The organism is Rahnella sp. 1L-D-7-B-C2 (assembly GCF_057290995.1).
Map to the genome: position 1 here is coordinate 126,026 of NZ_JBXAVQ010000001.1, position 16,524 is coordinate 142,549.

At 54.4% G+C, this 16,524-nt stretch carries 16 protein-coding genes, 1 pseudogene and 1 other annotated feature; of the genes and pseudogenes, 12 read left to right on the forward strand and 5 right to left on the reverse strand.

The genetic code is table 11. From position 1 onward, the window contains the following. Positions 1-3 precede the first annotated feature (3 nt). Both AC0Z7K_RS00575 and cobO read left to right on the forward strand, forming a co-directional pair. On the forward strand, positions 4-765 hold the full coding sequence (locus tag AC0Z7K_RS00575) for a YciK family oxidoreductase (RefSeq protein WP_485612295.1): 762 nt from the start codon (positions 4-6) through the stop codon (positions 763-765). A gap of 38 nt (positions 766-803) precedes the next feature. Continuing rightward, on the forward strand, positions 804-1,394 hold the full coding sequence (gene cobO, locus AC0Z7K_RS00580) for a cob(I)yrinic acid a,c-diamide adenosyltransferase (protein ID WP_413528654.1): 591 nt from the start codon (positions 804-806) through the stop codon (positions 1,392-1,394). A gap of 113 nt (positions 1,395-1,507) precedes the next feature. On the opposite strand, the gene rluB is transcribed toward cobO, so the two are convergent. The 3 genes from rluB to rnm all read right to left on the reverse strand — a co-directional run bounded on the left by rluB (position 1,508) and on the right by rnm (position 4,712). Beyond that, entirely contained in the window at positions 1,508-2,425 is a 918-nt protein-coding gene (rluB, locus tag AC0Z7K_RS00585) for a 23S rRNA pseudouridine(2605) synthase RluB (RefSeq protein WP_413529008.1), read from the reverse strand. Positions 2,426-3,119: 694 nt separating this feature from the next. Further along, positions 3,120-3,740, reverse strand: a complete 621-nt coding sequence (locus AC0Z7K_RS00590; protein WP_112165675.1) for an L-threonylcarbamoyladenylate synthase — start codon at positions 3,738-3,740, stop codon at positions 3,120-3,122. A 36-nt stretch (positions 3,741-3,776) separates the two neighbouring features. Beyond that, complete coding sequence (rnm, locus tag AC0Z7K_RS00595; protein ID WP_485612853.1) at positions 3,777-4,712, reverse strand: RNase RNM; 936 nt, start codon at positions 4,710-4,712, stop codon at positions 3,777-3,779. A gap of 329 nt (positions 4,713-5,041) precedes the next feature. Further along, positions 5,042-5,144, forward strand: a sequence feature (Trp leader region). A 52-nt stretch (positions 5,145-5,196) separates the two neighbouring features. Between rnm and AC0Z7K_RS00600 the strand changes: the two genes are divergently transcribed. The 6 genes and pseudogenes from AC0Z7K_RS00600 to AC0Z7K_RS00625 all read left to right on the forward strand — a co-directional run bounded on the left by AC0Z7K_RS00600 (position 5,197) and on the right by AC0Z7K_RS00625 (position 12,316). Beyond that, entirely contained in the window at positions 5,197-6,759 is a 1,563-nt protein-coding gene (locus tag AC0Z7K_RS00600) for an anthranilate synthase component 1 (protein ID WP_485612296.1), read from the forward strand. A gap of 1 nt (position 6,760) precedes the next feature. Then, positions 6,761-8,364 (forward strand): annotated as a pseudogene (gene trpD, locus AC0Z7K_RS00605) (bifunctional anthranilate synthase glutamate amidotransferase component TrpG/anthranilate phosphoribosyltransferase TrpD). A gap of 3 nt (positions 8,365-8,367) precedes the next feature. Further along, positions 8,368-9,732 (forward strand): bifunctional indole-3-glycerol-phosphate synthase TrpC/phosphoribosylanthranilate isomerase TrpF, encoded by a 1,365-nt coding sequence (gene trpCF, locus AC0Z7K_RS00610; RefSeq protein ID WP_413528652.1) that lies wholly within the window; start codon positions 8,368-8,370, stop codon positions 9,730-9,732. A gap of 44 nt (positions 9,733-9,776) precedes the next feature. Continuing rightward, on the forward strand, positions 9,777-10,967 hold the full coding sequence (gene trpB, locus AC0Z7K_RS00615; protein ID WP_112165666.1) for a tryptophan synthase subunit beta: 1,191 nt from the start codon (positions 9,777-9,779) through the stop codon (positions 10,965-10,967). Further along, positions 10,967-11,773 (forward strand): tryptophan synthase subunit alpha, encoded by an 807-nt coding sequence (trpA, locus tag AC0Z7K_RS00620; RefSeq protein WP_485612298.1) that lies wholly within the window; start codon positions 10,967-10,969, stop codon positions 11,771-11,773. Before trpB ends, trpA begins: the two co-directional genes overlap by 1 nt. Before the next feature lie 228 nt (positions 11,774-12,001). Next, a complete protein-coding gene (locus AC0Z7K_RS00625; RefSeq protein WP_056780743.1) occupies positions 12,002-12,316 on the forward strand; it encodes a BON domain-containing protein in 315 nt (104 codons plus the stop codon). Positions 12,317-12,381: 65 nt separating this feature from the next. Here AC0Z7K_RS00625 and ompW read toward each other — a convergent pair whose 3' ends face one another. Continuing rightward, a complete protein-coding gene (gene ompW / locus AC0Z7K_RS00630; RefSeq protein WP_485612300.1) occupies positions 12,382-13,014 on the reverse strand; it encodes an outer membrane protein OmpW in 633 nt (210 codons plus the stop codon). Positions 13,015-13,306: 292 nt separating this feature from the next. Here ompW and AC0Z7K_RS00635 point away from each other — a divergent pair, with 292 nt between their 5' ends. From AC0Z7K_RS00635 to yciA, 4 genes are all read left to right on the forward strand, one after another. Further along, complete coding sequence (locus AC0Z7K_RS00635) at positions 13,307-13,669, forward strand: YkgJ family cysteine cluster protein (RefSeq protein ID WP_485612302.1); 363 nt, start codon at positions 13,307-13,309, stop codon at positions 13,667-13,669. A 128-nt stretch (positions 13,670-13,797) separates the two neighbouring features. Continuing rightward, positions 13,798-14,550 carry a YciC family protein gene (locus tag AC0Z7K_RS00640; RefSeq protein ID WP_413528646.1) on the forward strand — a complete coding sequence of 251 codons (753 nt, stop codon included), beginning with the start codon at positions 13,798-13,800 and terminating at the stop codon, positions 14,548-14,550. A 99-nt stretch (positions 14,551-14,649) separates the two neighbouring features. Then, positions 14,650-15,189 (forward strand): septation protein A, encoded by a 540-nt coding sequence (locus AC0Z7K_RS00645; protein ID WP_413528645.1) that lies wholly within the window; start codon positions 14,650-14,652, stop codon positions 15,187-15,189. Between the two features lie 74 nt (positions 15,190-15,263). Then, positions 15,264-15,704 (forward strand): acyl-CoA thioester hydrolase YciA, encoded by a 441-nt coding sequence (yciA, locus tag AC0Z7K_RS00650; RefSeq protein WP_413528644.1) that lies wholly within the window; start codon positions 15,264-15,266, stop codon positions 15,702-15,704. A gap of 77 nt (positions 15,705-15,781) precedes the next feature. Here the strand turns inward: yciA and AC0Z7K_RS00655 are convergent, their stop codons facing one another. Then, the gene (locus AC0Z7K_RS00655; RefSeq protein WP_485612303.1) at positions 15,782-16,513 is read right to left on the reverse strand and encodes an energy transducer TonB; all 732 of its coding nucleotides are present in this window, start codon (positions 16,511-16,513) and stop codon (positions 15,782-15,784) included. Positions 16,514-16,524: the final 11 nt, after the last annotated feature.

Sequence of the window (16,524 nt, forward strand, 5' to 3'; positions counted from 1 at the left end):
AACGTGCACTATCATCCCAAATCTGACTTACTGAATAACCGCATTATTCTGATCACCGGCGCAGGCGATGGCATAGGTCGCGAAGCTGCCCTCACCTACGCGCGATTTGGTGCTCAGGTGATTTTACTGGGCCGCACCGAGAGCAAACTGGCGAGCGTACAGCAGGAAATCGCGGCACGAAACCTCCGCCCCGCTTTCATTTATTCACTGGATTTGCTGACCGCCAGTCAGCAGGATTGCCAGCGCGTCGCCGATCAGATTGCACAATGGGTGCCGCACCTTGACGGCGTTTTGCACAACGCCGGGCTGCTCACCGAGATCACCCCGATGGCTGAAATCAAATTGCAGGACTGGATGGACGTAATGCAGGTGAATGTTAATGCCACCTTCATGCTGACGCAGGCGTTATTGCCGCTGCTGCTGAAATCCGCCAGCTCCTCGCTGGTGTTCACCACCTCAAGCGTCGGACGTGAAGGCCGCAGCGGCTGGGGCGCTTACGCAGTCTCGAAATTTGCCACCGAAGGCATGATGCAGGTGCTGGCCGAAGAGCATAAACATACCGGGTTGCGCGTTAACTGTATTAATCCCGGTGGTACGCGTACCGGAATGCGTGCTTCGGTGTTTCCTGATGAAAACAAAGACAAACTCAAGACGCCGGCCGATATCATGCCGCTGTATTTGTATCTGATGGGTGATGACAGTCGCCGCAAAACTGGGATCAGTTTTGATGCCCAGCCGGGCCGCAAAGCAGGCCCTGCCGAATAATTTAGCCGATTGCCCTGAATCCAAAGACGGAGCCGTTCATGACCGAAGATCGCCACAAGCAGCGCCAGCAAAAGCTGAAAGAACAGGTTGATGCGCGCATTGACGCCGCCAAAGAACAGCGCGGAATTTTGATTGTCTTCACCGGCAACGGTAAAGGCAAAACTACGGCGGCCTTTGGCACCGTGACCCGTGCGGTCGGCCACGGCATGCGCGCGGCGGTGATTCAGTTCATCAAAGGCGAATGGCCGAACGGTGAAAAGAATTTGCTTGAACCGCACGGCGTCGAGTTTCAGGTGATGTCGACCGGTTTTACCTGGGAAACCCAGAATAAAGAGACCGATACGCAGGCCTGTCAGGCCGTATGGCAGCATGGAAAGCGCATGCTGGCCGATGCGTCGTTAGATCTCGTTGTGCTCGATGAGCTGACGTACATGGTCAGTTTCGGCTATCTGGAATTGCAGGATGTGGTGGATGCGCTAAAAGCGCGTCCGGCGCATCAGACGGTCATCATTACCGGTCGCGGCTGTCATCGCGATTTACTGGAAATGGCGGACACCGTCAGCGAGCTGCGTCCGGTGAAGCATGCCTTTGACGCGGGGATCATGGCGCAGCAGGGAATTGACTGGTAAGCGCCATTTTCAGCGCGTGTTTACTGAATAAGCGTCTGAATTGAGAGCAAAAAAAACCGCAGTCAGTGACTGCGGTTCATCGGCTCATTCGAAGCAGTCTCGCTAATTAGCGATTAGCCTCTTTTCGCCGGAGCGCTACGACGAGCGGGAGCCACCTGAGTGTGGCGCTTAACGGCGCGACGGATCTGGTTGGCTTTCACGCGGCGACGATCGCGTTCCACCGGCATTTTGCTGACGGTTTCTTCGTTCATTTCGACCAGCGTACGCAGGTAGTTGATGTCCGGCAGATCCAGCTCTTTATAACCGCCACGAGGCAGGCCTTTTGGCAGATTCAGATCACCGTAACGGACGCGGATCAGACGGCTGACCTGAACGCCCACCGCTTCCCACAGACGACGAACCTCACGGTTACGACCTTCGGTCAGGGTCACGTTGTACCACTGGTTCAGACCTTCGCCGCCCTGGAATTTGATCGAGCGGAACGCCGCAGGACCGTCTTCCAGCTGCACGCCACGGCTCAGCTGTTTGATTTTTTCATCATCAATCTGGCCGAATACACGTACGGCATATTCACGCTCAACTTCACGGCTCGGGTGCATCAGGCGGTTTGCCAGTTCACCGTCGGTGGTGAACAGAAGCAGGCCGGAGGTGTTTACGTCCAGACGACCCACAGCAATCCAGCGTGAACCTCGCATTTTTGGCAAGCGGTCAAACACGGTCGGACGGCCTTCCGGATCGCTGCGGGTACACAACTCGCCTTCCGGCTTGTAGTACGCCAGCACACGACAGACGGTGTCCTGAGATTCCATCACCGACAGCACATGGCCATCGAGGCGAATTTTGGTGCCGCCGGTGACTTCAACGCGGTCGCCCAGCGTGGAGATCTTACCGTCGACGCTGACGCGGCCAGCCTGGATCATCGCTTCTACTTCGCGACGTGAACCGTGGCCTGCACGTGCCAGGACTTTTTGCAGTTTTTCGCTTTGCCCTTCGGTGCTGTCCAGCGCATTCTTCGGCTTCTGGTACTTCACTTCTTCGTCGTCACCGGTTTCATCAAACAGGGTGTCGGCTTTAGGCTTGGTTGCGCGTGGTTTTGCGGCACGAGGTTTTTCACCGCGAGGATTTTCAGGACGCGTTTTACCACGGCCTGGTTTTTCGATGCGGGAATCAGTACGTGAATCGCCGCGACCAGCATCAGAACGAGGTTTGTCTGAACGCGGTTTATCACTGCGTGGCTTGTCGCTATTGGGTTTATCAGTACGTGGCTTGTCTGAACGCGGCTTTTCGCCGCGTTTCTCTGCACGTGACAGTTCAGGACGGGCCTTCGCTGCACCGGAATTTCTGCCGCTTTTTGGCTTATCACCTGGTGAACGCGCCGGTTTGGATCTGTCACTGGAATGTTTCTGGGAATTATACTTCTCGCTCATTGAGCAGCCTCATTTGTCGCCTTCACAGGCGTCGGGGGGAACGGCCAGCACGATGTTAGCCATCGCCTGCCCGTCAAAATTCAGTTTGGGAGATAAACGTACTGTCGCGGAAACTTTATTTCTGCACAGGGATTACGCCATACATGCATACATAAAACACATCGCCAGACAGCATTGCTTATCAATACAACGACTTACAAAAAGTCAGCCCGCCATTATACACAATTATCTGCAATTTGTCTGCTGTAAGCAGTTTGCGGGCTGATTATATTTCACACAATACAAGACGGCCGCAGGCTTAGCGAAACGGTGCCGGATCGCCTGCGCCTTCACGCACCACTTCCGGCGCGGCTTCGGTCAGGTCGATGACCGTGGTGGGCTGCTGCCCGATAGACCCCCCGTCAATCACCAGGTCTACCAGTTTGCCCAGATGGTCTTTGATGTCTTCGGGATCGGATTCCGCAAAGTCATTGCCCGGCAGCATCAGCGTGGTGGACATCAGCGGTTCACCCAGCGCTTCCAGCAGTGCAATCGCAATCGGGTTGGACGGCACACGCAGGCCGATCGTTTTGCGTTTTTCACTCATCAGGCGGCGCGGCACTTCTTTGGTCGCTTTCAGGATGAATGTGTAGTTGCCCGGCGTATTGTTTTTCATCAGGCGGAATGCGCCGTTATCCACATAGGCGTAGGTCGACAGCTCGGACAAATCGCGGCACACCAGCGTGAAATTGTGGTTGCTGTCTAACTGACGGATGCGGCAAATGCGCTCCATCGCGTTTTTCTCTTCAAGACGACAGCCCAGCGCGTAACCGGAATCGGTCGGATAAACAATGACCTGACCTTTGCGCAGCAGCTCAACCGCCTGACTTATCAGACGCGGCTGCGGATTTTCGGGGTGAATGTAAAAGTATTGACTCATGGTTCCCTCTCGCTCTTTATTCTTTCCGGTCAGGCATCAGACCGGTTCAATTTCAGGCTGTGTCATCGCAAGCGGCCAGTGTTGCCACACCGGTTCAACGCCTGCGGGAAGCCAAAGTTTGCGGCCAAGCTCAATCCACGAACAGGGCTGATGGAAATCAGACCCCTGCGAGGCCAGCAGCTGATAATCGCGGGCATAGGCCGCCAGCTGCGCACGCTCATTGGGCGCCTGCTGGCACTGCGCGACTTCCATCGCATCACCGCCCTGCTCTGCGAAATACGCCAGTAAGCGTTTCAGCCACTTGGTGGAGAGATCATATCGCCCCGGATGGGCGACAACGGCTTGTCCGCCTGACTGATGAATAGCATCAATCGCTTGTTCTATTGTACACCACTGTGGCGGAACGTAGCCGGTCTTGCCCTTGGCGAGGAATTTCTTAAAGACCTGCGCGATGTTGTCCGCTGCACCCACTTCTACCAGATAGCGGGCGAAATGCGCACGCGTCACCGCCCCGCCCTGCGCCAGACGAAGCGCACCTTCCCAGGCACCTTCGATGCGGGCTTTCGCCAGACGATGCCCCATTTCCTGCGCGCGTTGCTGACGCAAATCCGCCTGCGTGCTAAGCAGACTCACCATCGCCGGATGGTGCGGGTCAATGCCCAGACCGACGATGTGGATCTCGTGATTTTCCCACAGCGTGGAAATCTCAACGCCGTTGATGAGCACCAGCGGTAACTGCTTTTCGGCAATCGCCTGCGCCGCACGGGCCAGCCCTTCGGTGCTGTCGTGATCGGTGATCGCCAGCACGCCGACACGCATCTCCACCGCGCGGGACACCAGCGCTTCAGGCGTCAGATAGCCGTCCGATGCCGTGGTGTGGCTGTGGAGATCGTAAATCGTGAAGGCCGGGCTGAGGTTCTGGTCGTCTGCTGAGGGTGCCGCTGTTGTTTGAACTGTCGTTGGTGAAGTCATCGTCACGTCGGGGATTTAACCTTTTCTGAATGCAGTTCATATCATAACGCGTTAGGACGGCTCACGTTAGAGCTATCTTCCCGCTCTTTTCACCTCGCGTTTACGCACTGAAACGGTGCGATAACATCTGTGCGCACTAAAGTTGTGAAATCAGGGTAAAAAGAGGGTTGACTTTACATTCATGAACTAGTTTACTAGTACGCAAGTTCACGGAACAGTTCGTTAAAGAACGGCGTGACAAACTGATTTAGAAAGTTTAGGTTTTTAAAACGATAGCTTTCCCAAACTAATAAGAGTGTCTGATGATGAAAATTCAAATGATGGCGGTTCTCAGCTGGTGGCGTACTTCCCCTTGTCGGGCGGAGTAATCACGCATAGCTGTCATCAGACGCTGCAAGATTTCCGAAGCCCGCATAATGCGGGCTTTTTTATGGCCGTCTGTTTGAAAAACCTTTTAAAAACGTCGAGAAATTTAGGAAGCAAAATGACTCAACCAAAACCACGTTTAGAATTGCTGACCGCGCAGGGAAGTTATCGCGGTGACCCGACGGCCATTTTTCATCAGCTGTGTGGTGCACGCCCGGCCACGCTGCTGCTCGAATCCTCTGAAGTGACCAGCAAAGAAAACCTGAAGAGCCTGTTGATTGTCGACAGCGCCCTGCGCATCACCGCGCTGGGTTCCCGGGTTTCGCTGCAGGCGCTGACGCCAAACGGCGCGGCTTTACTGCCGCTGATTGACGCCGCGCTGCCAGCAGAAATTCAGAATGATGTCCGCCCGAACGGTCGCGAGCTGACCTTCCCGGCCATTGACCAGATGCAGGATGAAGATGCGCGCCTGCGTTCCCGTTCCGTGTTCGACGCCCTGCGCAGCATTCTGACCTCGGTGGAATCGCCAGCGGAAGAGCGCGAGGCGATGTTCCTCGGCGGGCTGTTTGCTTATGACCTGGTCGCCGGTTTCGAAGATTTACCGAAGCTGGACGCCGACCAGCGTTGCCCGGATTTCTGCTTCTATCTGGCGGAAACGCTGCTGGTGCTCGATCACCAAAACCGCACCTGCCGCTTACAGGCCAGCCTGTTTACCCCATCAAATGATGAGAAACAGCGTCTGCATGACCGTCTTGAACAGCTGCAGCATCAGCTGCAACTGCCGCCGCACGCGATTCCGCATCAGAGCGTGCCGGAAATGCAACTGAGCGTGAACCAGAGTGATGAAGTGTTTGGCGCTGTGGTGGAAAAAATGAAAGTGGCGATCCGCGCCGGTGAAATTTTCCAGGTAGTGCCTTCGCGCCGCTTCTCGCTGCCGTGCCCTTCTCCACTGGCCGCCTACGAAACACTGAAAAACAATAACCCAAGCCCGTACATGTTTTTCATGCAGGACAACGATTTCACGCTGTTCGGCGCTTCTCCGGAAAGCGCACTGAAATATGATGCGACCAACCGCCAGATCGAAATCTACCCGATTGCCGGTACCCGCCCTCGTGGCCGCCGCACTGACGGCTCACTGGATTTGGATCTCGACAGCCGGATAGAGCTTGAAATGCGCACCGACCATAAAGAGCTGGCCGAGCATCTGATGCTGGTGGATTTAGCGCGTAACGATCTGGCGCGTATCTGCGAGCCGGGCAGTCGTTACGTCGCTGACCTGACCAAAGTTGACCGTTACTCTTTCGTCATGCATCTGGTTTCCCGCGTAGTTGGTACGCTGCGCGGCGACCTGGACGTTCTCCACGCCTATCAGGCAGTGATGAATATGGGCACGCTGACGGGTGCACCGAAAGTGCGCGCGATGCAGCTGATTTCCGCCTCTGAGCAAACCCGTCGCGGTAGCTACGGCGGCGCGGTCGGGTACTTCACCGCTCACGGTGATTTGGATACCTGCATTGTTATCCGCTCTGCGTACGTTGAAGACGGGATTGCCACCGTGCAGGCAGGTGGCGGCGTGGTGCTCGATTCCGTCCCGCAGGCCGAAGCCGATGAAACCCGAAATAAAGCCCGTGCCGTGCTGCGCGCCATCGCCACTGCCCACAATGCAAAAGAGGTATTTTAAGATGGCCGACATTTTACTCATCGACAACGTCGACTCCTTTACCTACAACCTCGTCGATCAGCTGCGCGCCAGCGGTCACAACGTGGTGATTTACCGCAATCAGATCCCGGCTGACGTCATTATCGAAAAACTCAGCCAGCTGGAAAAACCCGTGCTGTTGCTCTCACCGGGGCCGGGTACGCCGTCAGAAGCAGGCTGCATGCCGGAACTGCTGAAACGTCTGCGCGGCCAGTTACCGATTATAGGTATCTGTCTGGGTCATCAGGCGATTGTTGAAACCTACGGCGGATTTGTCGGCCAGGCCGGGGAAATTCTGCACGGTAAAGCCTCATCGATTACCCATGACAACGAAGGCATGTTTGCCGGAATGAACAATCCACTGCCGGTGGCGCGTTACCACTCGCTGGTCGGCAGCCAGATCCCCGACGGGTTGACGGTCAACGCCCGCTACGGCGACATGGTGATGGCAGTGCGCCATGACGAAGATCGCGTCTGCGGTTTCCAGTTCCATCCGGAATCCATTTTAACCTCACAGGGTGCGCGTCTGCTTGAACAGACCCTGGCCTGGGCTTTGGCGTAAGGAGAAAGGACATGAACACGCAAACTATTCCCGGCATTCTTGAGAATCTGTATCGCGCACAAACGATGACCCAGGAAGAGAGCCAGCAGTTATTTACCGCCATTGTGAATGGCGAACTGGAGCCCGCGCAGCTAGCGGCAGCCTTAATCAGCATGAAAGTACGCGGCGAGCAGCCGCAGGAAATTGCCGGTGCGGCTAAAGCGTTACTCGCCCACGCCGAACCGTTCCCGCGTCCGGATTATCAGTTCGCGGACATCGTCGGTACCGGCGGCGACGGCACCAACAGCATCAATATTTCTACCGCCAGCGCCTTTGTGGCGGCGGCCTGCGGAGCCCGCATAGCGAAACACGGCAACCGCAGCGTCTCCAGCCGGTCGGGCTCCTCCGATTTGCTGGCGGCGTTTGGCATTCGTCTGGATATGCCTGCGGAACAATCCCGCGCGGCGCTTGACGATCTGAACGTCTGTTTCCTGTTCGCGCCGCAGTACCACACCGGTTTTCGCCATGCGATGCCAGTACGTAAGGCGCTCAAAACCCGCACGCTGTTTAACGTACTTGGCCCGCTGATTAATCCGGCACGTCCGCCGCTGGCGCTGATTGGTGTGTACAGCCCGGAACTGGTGTTGCCGATTGCGGAAACCTTACGGGCGCTGGGCTATGAGCGTGCGGCAGTGGTTCACGGCGGCGGAATGGACGAAGTGGCGATCCACGCGCCAACGCAGGTGGCCGAGCTGAAAGACGGCAAAATCACCACCTATGAAGTGACGCCGCAGGACTTCGGACTGGACAATTATCCTATTGAATCGCTGCTGGGCGGCGAACCGGAAGAAAACCGTGACATTCTGGCACGCTTATTACAAGGTAAAGGTGATCCGGCCCATGAAGCCGCGGTAGCCGTCAATGTGGCGATGTTACTGCGCCTTTTCGGTCAGGAAGATTTAAAACAAAACGCACAACAGGCATTGGCCGTCATGCGCAGCGGTGAACCTTACCAGCGCGTGCTGGCATTGGCAGCAAGAGGATAAGTGATGCAGCAGGAAACCGTGCTCCACAAGATTGTCCGCGACAAAGAAATTTGGGTCGCGGCACGTAAAGAACAACAACCGCTGGCCAGCTTTCAAAACGAAATTACTCAGAGCCAGCGCAGTTTCTACCATGCCCTGCAAGGCGCCAGAACCGCCTTCATTCTGGAGTGCAAAAAAGCGTCTCCGTCGAAAGGCACGATCCGCGACAACTTTGATCCGGTAGAAATCGCCAGCGTTTACAAAGACTATGCATCAGCCATCTCCGTTTTAACCGACGAGAAATATTTCCAGGGCAGTTTTGATTTTCTGCCGCTGGTCAGCAAGACGGTCACACAACCGGTACTGTGCAAAGACTTCATCATCGATCCCTATCAGATCCATCTGGCCCGTTTTTATCAGGCCGATGCCATTCTGCTGATGCTGTCAGTGCTCAACGACGAACAGTACGTTCAGCTGGCCGCCGTGGCGCACAGCCTGAATATGGGCGTCCTGACCGAAGCCAGTAATGAAGAAGAACTGGATCGTGCGGTGCAGCTGAAAGCCAAAGTGGTCGGCATCAATAATCGCGACCTGCGCGATTTGTCCATCGACTTAGACCGCACCCGTCAGCTCGCCCCGCGCGTGCCGCACGGTGTTACGGTGATCAGCGAATCCGGCATCAATACGTACGGTCAGATCCGTGAACTCAGCCGCTTCGCCAATGGTTTCCTGATCGGCAGCGCGCTGATGTCAGAAGACGATCTCAGCAGTGCGGTTCGCCGTGTTCTGCTTGGCGATAATAAAGTCTGCGGTCTGACCCGCGCCGAAGATTCTAAAGCTGCACATGAAGCCGGTGCGATTTACGGCGGACTGATTTTTGTGGAAACGTCCCCGCGTTTTATAACGCAGGTTCAGGCTAAGGAAGTTCAGAATGGTGCACCGCTGAAGTACGTTGGCGTGTTCCGTGACCAGCCGGTTGCAGAAATTGCACACACCGCGCAGACCCTGAATCTGACTGCCGTACAGCTACATGGTGATGAAGATCAGGCGTATATCGACACGCTGCGCGAAGCCCTGCCATCGGGCGTACAAATCTGGAAAGCGCTGAGCGTAAAAGACAGTATTCCGGCGCGTGACCTCAATCTTGTAGATCGCTACGTCCTCGACAACGGTAAAGGCGGCACCGGTCATCGTTTCGACTGGAGCACGCTGGAAGGTCAGGATCTTAGTAACGTCCTGCTCGCCGGAGGCCTTAGTGCAGATAACTGCGTGCAGGCGGCGCAGCTCGGTTGCGCCGGGCTGGATTTCAATTCTGGCGTTGAGAGCGAGCCGGGTATCAAAGATGCCGGTAAAATTACCGCCGTATTCCAGACATTGCGGGCGTATTAACGCTGTCGCGATGACGCAAAAATTGACAGACAGGACGGAATAACATGACTTTACTTAATCCCTACTTCGGCGAATTTGGCGGCCAGTATGTCCCGCAAATTCTGATGCCTGCGCTGGCGCAGCTGGAAGAAGCTTTTGTCAGCGCTCAGCGCGACCCGGAGTTTCAGGCTGAATTTATCGATCTGCTGAAAAACTACGCAGGTCGCCCGACGGCGCTGACGCTGTGCAAAAACCTGACCGCAGGCACCAAAACTAAGCTCTACCTGAAACGTGAAGATCTGCTGCACGGTGGTGCACATAAAACCAATCAGGTACTGGGTCAGGCTCTACTGGCAAAACGCATGGGCAAAACCGAAATCATCGCCGAAACCGGTGCCGGTCAGCATGGTGTGGCATCAGCCCTTGCCTGTGCACTGCTCGGCCTGAAATGTCGCATCTATATGGGCGCGAAAGACATTGAGCGCCAGTCACCCAACGTGTTCCGTATGCGACTGATGGGCGCTGAAGTCATCCCGGTACACAGCGGTTCTTCCACGCTGAAAGATGCCTGTAACGAGGCACTGCGCGACTGGTCCGGCAGCTATGAAACCGCCCACTATATGTTGGGTACCGCAGCGGGCCCGCATCCGTATCCGACTATTGTGCGCGAATTCCAGCGCATGATTGGCGAAGAAACCAAAGTGCAAATGCAGGAACGCGAAGGCTGTCTGCCGGACGCAGTTATTGCCTGCGTGGGCGGCGGTTCCAATGCGATCGGTATGTTTGCAGATTTTATCGAAGACACCAGCGTGAAACTGATTGGCGTTGAACCGGGTGGTCTGGGTATCGAAACCGGCCAGCACGGCGCACCGCTCAAACACGGTCACGTCGGCATCTATTTCGGCATGAAAGCGCCGATGATGCAGACCTCCGAGGGTCAGATCGAAGAATCCTATTCCATTTCTGCCGGTCTCGATTTCCCGTCGGTCGGCCCTCAGCACGCCTATCTCAACAGCATTGGCCGTGCGGAATATGTCTCGATTACCGATGACGAAGCGCTGGAAGCCTTTAAAGAATTATCCCGCCACGAAGGGATTATTCCGGCACTGGAATCTTCCCACGCGCTGGCATATGCGCTGAAAATGATTAAGGAAACGCCGGAAAAAGAACAGATTCTGGTGGTGAACCTTTCTGGCCGCGGCGACAAAGATATTTTCACCGTACATGACATCCTGACTGCCCGGGGAGAAATTTAATGGAACGTTATCAGCAACTATTTAAGCGTCTGGAAAGCAAGAAAGAAGGCGCGTTTGTTCCTTTCGTCACGCTGGGCGATCCGGGCGTTGAGCTGTCCCTGTCAATTATTGATACGCTGATTGAAGCCGGTGCCGACGCGCTGGAACTGGGCATTCCGTTCTCCGATCCGCTGGCTGATGGCCCGGTCATTCAGAACGCCAACCTGCGCGCGTTTGCCGCCGGGGTTTCTCCGACCCAGTGCTTCAACATGCTGGCGCGCATTCGTGAAAAGCACCCGGACATTCCGATTGGCCTGCTGATGTACGCCAATCTGGTGTTCCACAACGGCGTCGAAACCTTCTATCAGCGCTGCGCTGAAGTAGGCGTCGATTCCGTGCTGGTTGCCGATGTGCCGTTTGAAGAATCCGCGCCGTTCCGCGCCGCTGCATTGCGCCACGGTATCGCACCGATCTTCATCTGTCCGCCGAACGCTTCAGACGATTTGCTGCGCGAGATTTCCTCTCACGGCCGTGGTTACACTTATCTGCTGTCCCGTGCCGGCGTGACCGGTACGGAGAAACGCGCACTGACGCCGCTGAACCATCTGGTCGATAAGCTGCGTGAATACCATGCCGCACCGCCGTTGCAGGGCTTTGGGATCTCCGAACCTTCGCAGGTGAAAGAAACGCTGGCTGCCGGCGCGGCCGGGGCGATTTCCGGATCTGCTACTGTGCGCATCATCGAAAATAATCTGCATCAGCCTTCCGAAATGCTGGCTCAGCTTTCCCGTTTCGTCAGTGACATGAAAGCCGCCACCCGCGCATAAGTGCAATAAACAGAACGTGAGGCGTCAAAATGCTCACGTTCTGTTTCTTTTTAATTTCTTACGATTTTTCTCCCTTCAAATATTTGTATAAAAGCCATCAATAAACCAAACTAAATTTACTCATCAAGCCTATGATTATTCGGGCTCTAACCGCATTGCTTGCGTGAGTTACCGTTTGTTCTACAGATCGTTTCTTTTGGTTTTATAACAAAGCATGGAGAGTTATTTATGAAGCTATTCAAAACCTTGTCCGCATTTTGCATGGCAGCCGTCGTCGTCATGGCCGTTGCCGCCTGTGCGCCTACAAAAAAATCAGAAGGAACCGGCGGTTATATCGATGACACCGTCGTGACCACTAAAGTGAAATCAGCCCTGCTGGCGGATAAAACCATCGCATCACGCGAAATCAGCGTCGAAACCTTTAAAGGTCGCGTTCAGCTGAGCGGCTTTGTAACGTCAACTGCGGATGCTAACCGTGCGGTTGAAGTGACACGCGGCGTGGCCGGTGTTCGCTCCATTGAGAACGACATGCGCCTTAAGTAAGGGCTGTCGGTTGTAGAAATGCGAAGAGGCGCCGGAGCGCCTCTTTTTTTATACCTGACCAACAATCAGAAACGATAGCCGACGCCAAACATAAAGACCCACGGGTCGATCCGGGTGTTGATGTTTTGCTGCTCGCCACCGGCTTTGAATTTCACTTCAGTGTCGATATCCATCCACCACACTGACATGTTTATCAGCCAGTTGTTATCGAGGTTGTAATCAAGACCAGCCTGCGTTGCCACGCCCCAGGAATCTTTCACGCTCAGATCGGACAACCCGGCATCGCGGCCCGTTTGGTTGAAATTGGTATCATAAAACGTGGTGTAGTTGATACCGACGCCGAGGTACGGACGCAGCTTGTCTTGCTTATCCCCAAAGTAGTACTGCGCCATTAATGACGGCGGCAGCTGTTTCACTTCGGCAATGGTCCCGGTGCTTTGAAGACCGACTTTGTGCTGGAACGGCGTGGCCGCAAGCAGTTCCATCCCGATGTTATCGGTGAACATGTAACCCAGGGTCATCCCCATCTGCGTATTGTTATTAATATTAAACGAACCCAGTCCCAGAACGTTGTCGGACCCTTCGGTTGGCCGGACGGTGGCGGTACCTACACGAAAAATCACATCCCCTGCCTGATGTGCGCTCGCGACTGACGGAAATGCCGCTGCCGCGACCAATGCCCAATATGCTGCCTTCATTGTCCCTTCCCTTTGTGTGGATTATATATTTGCCGCGCGAATGATACCTACTCTTTGGTATGGATTGATCATTGCGGGATCACATCTTTAAAACAAATTTACGAAAAAAGCATCTTTCTCAATCCGATCTAAATCTATAAAAACAAAGGAATTGATCTACATCAAAAACAGGGGGATTTGTTTATTTCTCAAATGCCGCGAATATCTGTTGCTTAAAAAAACGTCGCTGCGTACTTTGCTTATTCCTTGTGGTTTTGGTTTGGTGCCGTTAAGGAGTGGGTCACATCCCAAAATGAGCGAAATGAACAACCCATGCATGACCTGTGGCGCATGCTGTGCGTATTTCCGGGTCTCTTTTTATTGGGCTGAATCTCAGGTCGCAGGTGGAGATATTCCGCAGGCGCTGACAGAGCAAGTCACTCCCTTTTTGAGCTGTATGCAAGGCACCAACAGCAAATCACCGCGCTGTGTCGCCCTTGAAGGGGAAGTCGGCCAGTCCGTTTCCTGTTCTATTTACCTCAACCGCCCTTCACCCTGCCGCGAATTCGATCAGTCCGGTCTGGACGGTATCGGCAATTCTGCCTGCGACCGCGCCCGTGCGCATTACGGGTTGCCTGCGCTGGAGATGAAATTACCGGTTCCTGATTGCAGTTAACACCAACGCGTTCAGGCAGCGATTCGTCACGCAAACTGACAGGAAGTCAGCGCAAACCTATCGGCGATCCCCATTTAAAGGTTACAATCGCCGTCTTATTGATTTTTGCTTTTTGCCAAGGAGCGTTCATGCCTATCACGGCCAGTACGTTGTACCGTGACAGTTTCAATTTTATGCGTAATCAGTTAGGTAGCATTTTGCTGCTGGCTGTCATGACCGCATTAATTACCGTCATCTTGAACCAGATTTTTATGCCGGGCAGCGATCAACTGAGCCTGCTCAGCGCCGGTAGCGACGATTTGCTGAGTAATACCGGCATGAGCATTCAGGAGCTGGTACAGAGCATGTCCCCGGAGCAGCAGAAAGTGCTGCTTCAGGTGTCTGCGGCGGCGACGTTCTCTGCGCTGATCGGCAATGTACTGCTGGTGGGCGGGATGTTAGTTCTGCTGCAACAGGTTTCAGGCGGGATGCGCACCAGCGCTCTTCGCGCGCTCGGCGCAGCAGCACCGATCATGCCGCGTCTGTTCGGCCTGATGCTTCTCTGCACCCTGCTGGTTCAGCTCGGCCTGACGCTGTTCGTCGTACCGGGCATCGTGCTGGCGGTAGCGACATGCCTGTCACCGGTGTTGTGTGTGAATGAAAAACTCGGCGTTTTCAAATCCGTCAAAGTCAGCAGCAAGCTGGCCTTCGCCAATCTGCGCCTCATTGTTCCGGCCATCATGTTCTGGCTGGCAGCGAAAATGGTACTGCTGCTGGTGGTGAGCCGTCTGTCGATGATGTCCCCTGACGTCGCGGCGGTGATCCTCAGCGCGCTGAGCAACCTGGTTTCCGCGTTATTACTGATTTATCTGTTCCGTCTTTACACAAAATTACGCGTGTAATATTGATATGTTTTTTTAAAGGGCGCTCAGGCGCCCTTTTCTTTTGTCCGCGAAATGATTCCGGTATAGTCATCCCATACATAAAACATGGAATGAAGTATGAAGCAGCTCCTCGATTTTCTTCCCCTGATTGTCTTTTTTGTGGTTTATAAGCTTTACGACATTTTTGTCGCATCGGGCGCATTAATTGCTGCCACGGCACTGGCGCTGATCATCACCTGGGTGATGTATCGTAAAATCGAAAAAATGACGTTGATCACCTTCGCGATGGTGGCTGTTTTCGGCACCCTGACGCTGGTTTTCCATAATGACGAGTTCATTAAATGGAAAGTGACCGTGATTTACGTTCTCTTCTCCGGTGCATTGCTGATTAGTCAGCTGGTGCTGAAAAAACCTCTGATTCAACGCATGCTGGGTAAAGAACTGACCCTGCCCGATCACGTATGGAATAAACTGAACATCAGCTGGGCGATTTTTTTCCTGCTTTGCGGACTGGCCAATATCTATGTCGCATTCTGGTTGCCACAAAATATCTGGGTTAACTTTAAAGTCTTCGGTTTGACCGCGCTGACATTGGTCTTCACTCTGTTAAGCGGTGTATATATCTACCGGCATATGCCGGATGAAGAAAAAAAATAAGTCATCTCCTGCATGGGCCTTTCTTTGAAAGGCCTTAATTTTTGAAGTCATTGAACTGTGTGAAGCCACTCTTTATGAACGAAAAACATAGCTTACCCAATGGTGAAATGGTGCTGCGCACGCTGGCAATGCCTGCGGACACCAATGCGAATGGCGATATCTTCGGCGGTTGGTTAATGTCGCAGATGGATATGGGCGGTGCTATCCAGGCGAAGGAGATCGCCAAAGGTCGCGTTGTGACGGTTCGCGTGGACGGCATGACGTTCCTCAAACCGGTCGCCGTCGGTGACGTTGTTTGCTGCTATGCACGTTGCATCCGTACCGGCAACAGCTCCATCACCATCAATGTGGAAGTGTGGGTCAAGAAAGTCTCTTCCGAGCCTATAGGACAGCGTTACAGAGCCACCGAAGCGGTCTTCACTTATGTCGCCGTGGATGAAGAAGGCAAATCCCGCCAGCTTCCCGATGGACGCAGTAATTTCAGCGTCGATTCAGAAGGTGTGTCGCAGGATTAATTGTGCGATGTGATACATGAAAACAAAAAAGGTCGCCTGATGAGGGCGACCTTTTTTATTGCAGAAACGGCAGAGAATTACTCGACGGACGAACCGCCTTCTACTTTGAATACCAGATTGACCACCAGATTGCTGGCCGCTTTAGGCTCATAGCGCCACTTACGCATTGCCTGTTTCACTTCACGTTCAAACATATTGCGCGGTTCCGCAGAGAGAATACGCACGTTCTCCACGCGTCCGTCGCTGTCCACGTCAAACTGCACACGGACGCGGCCATCAATACGCAAGGCAAGCGCACGCGTCGGATAGAACGGTTTGCCACGTTCAAGCGGACGCGGGCCGCTGGTGCTTTGCGTGTTGCTCGACGCTGGCGGCTGGCTGGCCGGTTTCGTCACCGGCTGATTGCTGGTCACCGGAGCCGTCTGCACAGTTTGCGTCGGTTTTTCTACCGGACGCTCAACGGGTTTTACCTTCGGCTTCACCACCGGTTTTTTAGGCGGTTTCGGCTTAGGCTTCGGAGGTTCAGGGATCACCACTGCCTCTGGCGGCGGAGGCGGCTCTGGCACAACTTCCGGTTCCGGCTCAGGTTCGGGCGGTGTTGGCTCAGCCTGAGGTGGCGGCGGAGGTGGCGCAAAGTCAGCAGGATTGACCATCGTCACGCTCATGACCTTCTGTTCCTGCACTGGCAATTTGAGTGCGTCACTGACCGTGACGTACAGCACGGCGGCAATAACTACAGCATGTAAGCCGACGGAAAGCGCCACCGGCAAAGAAACCTTGCGAATAAACCTAAACTTTTTTAGCGGCATAATGATTCTTT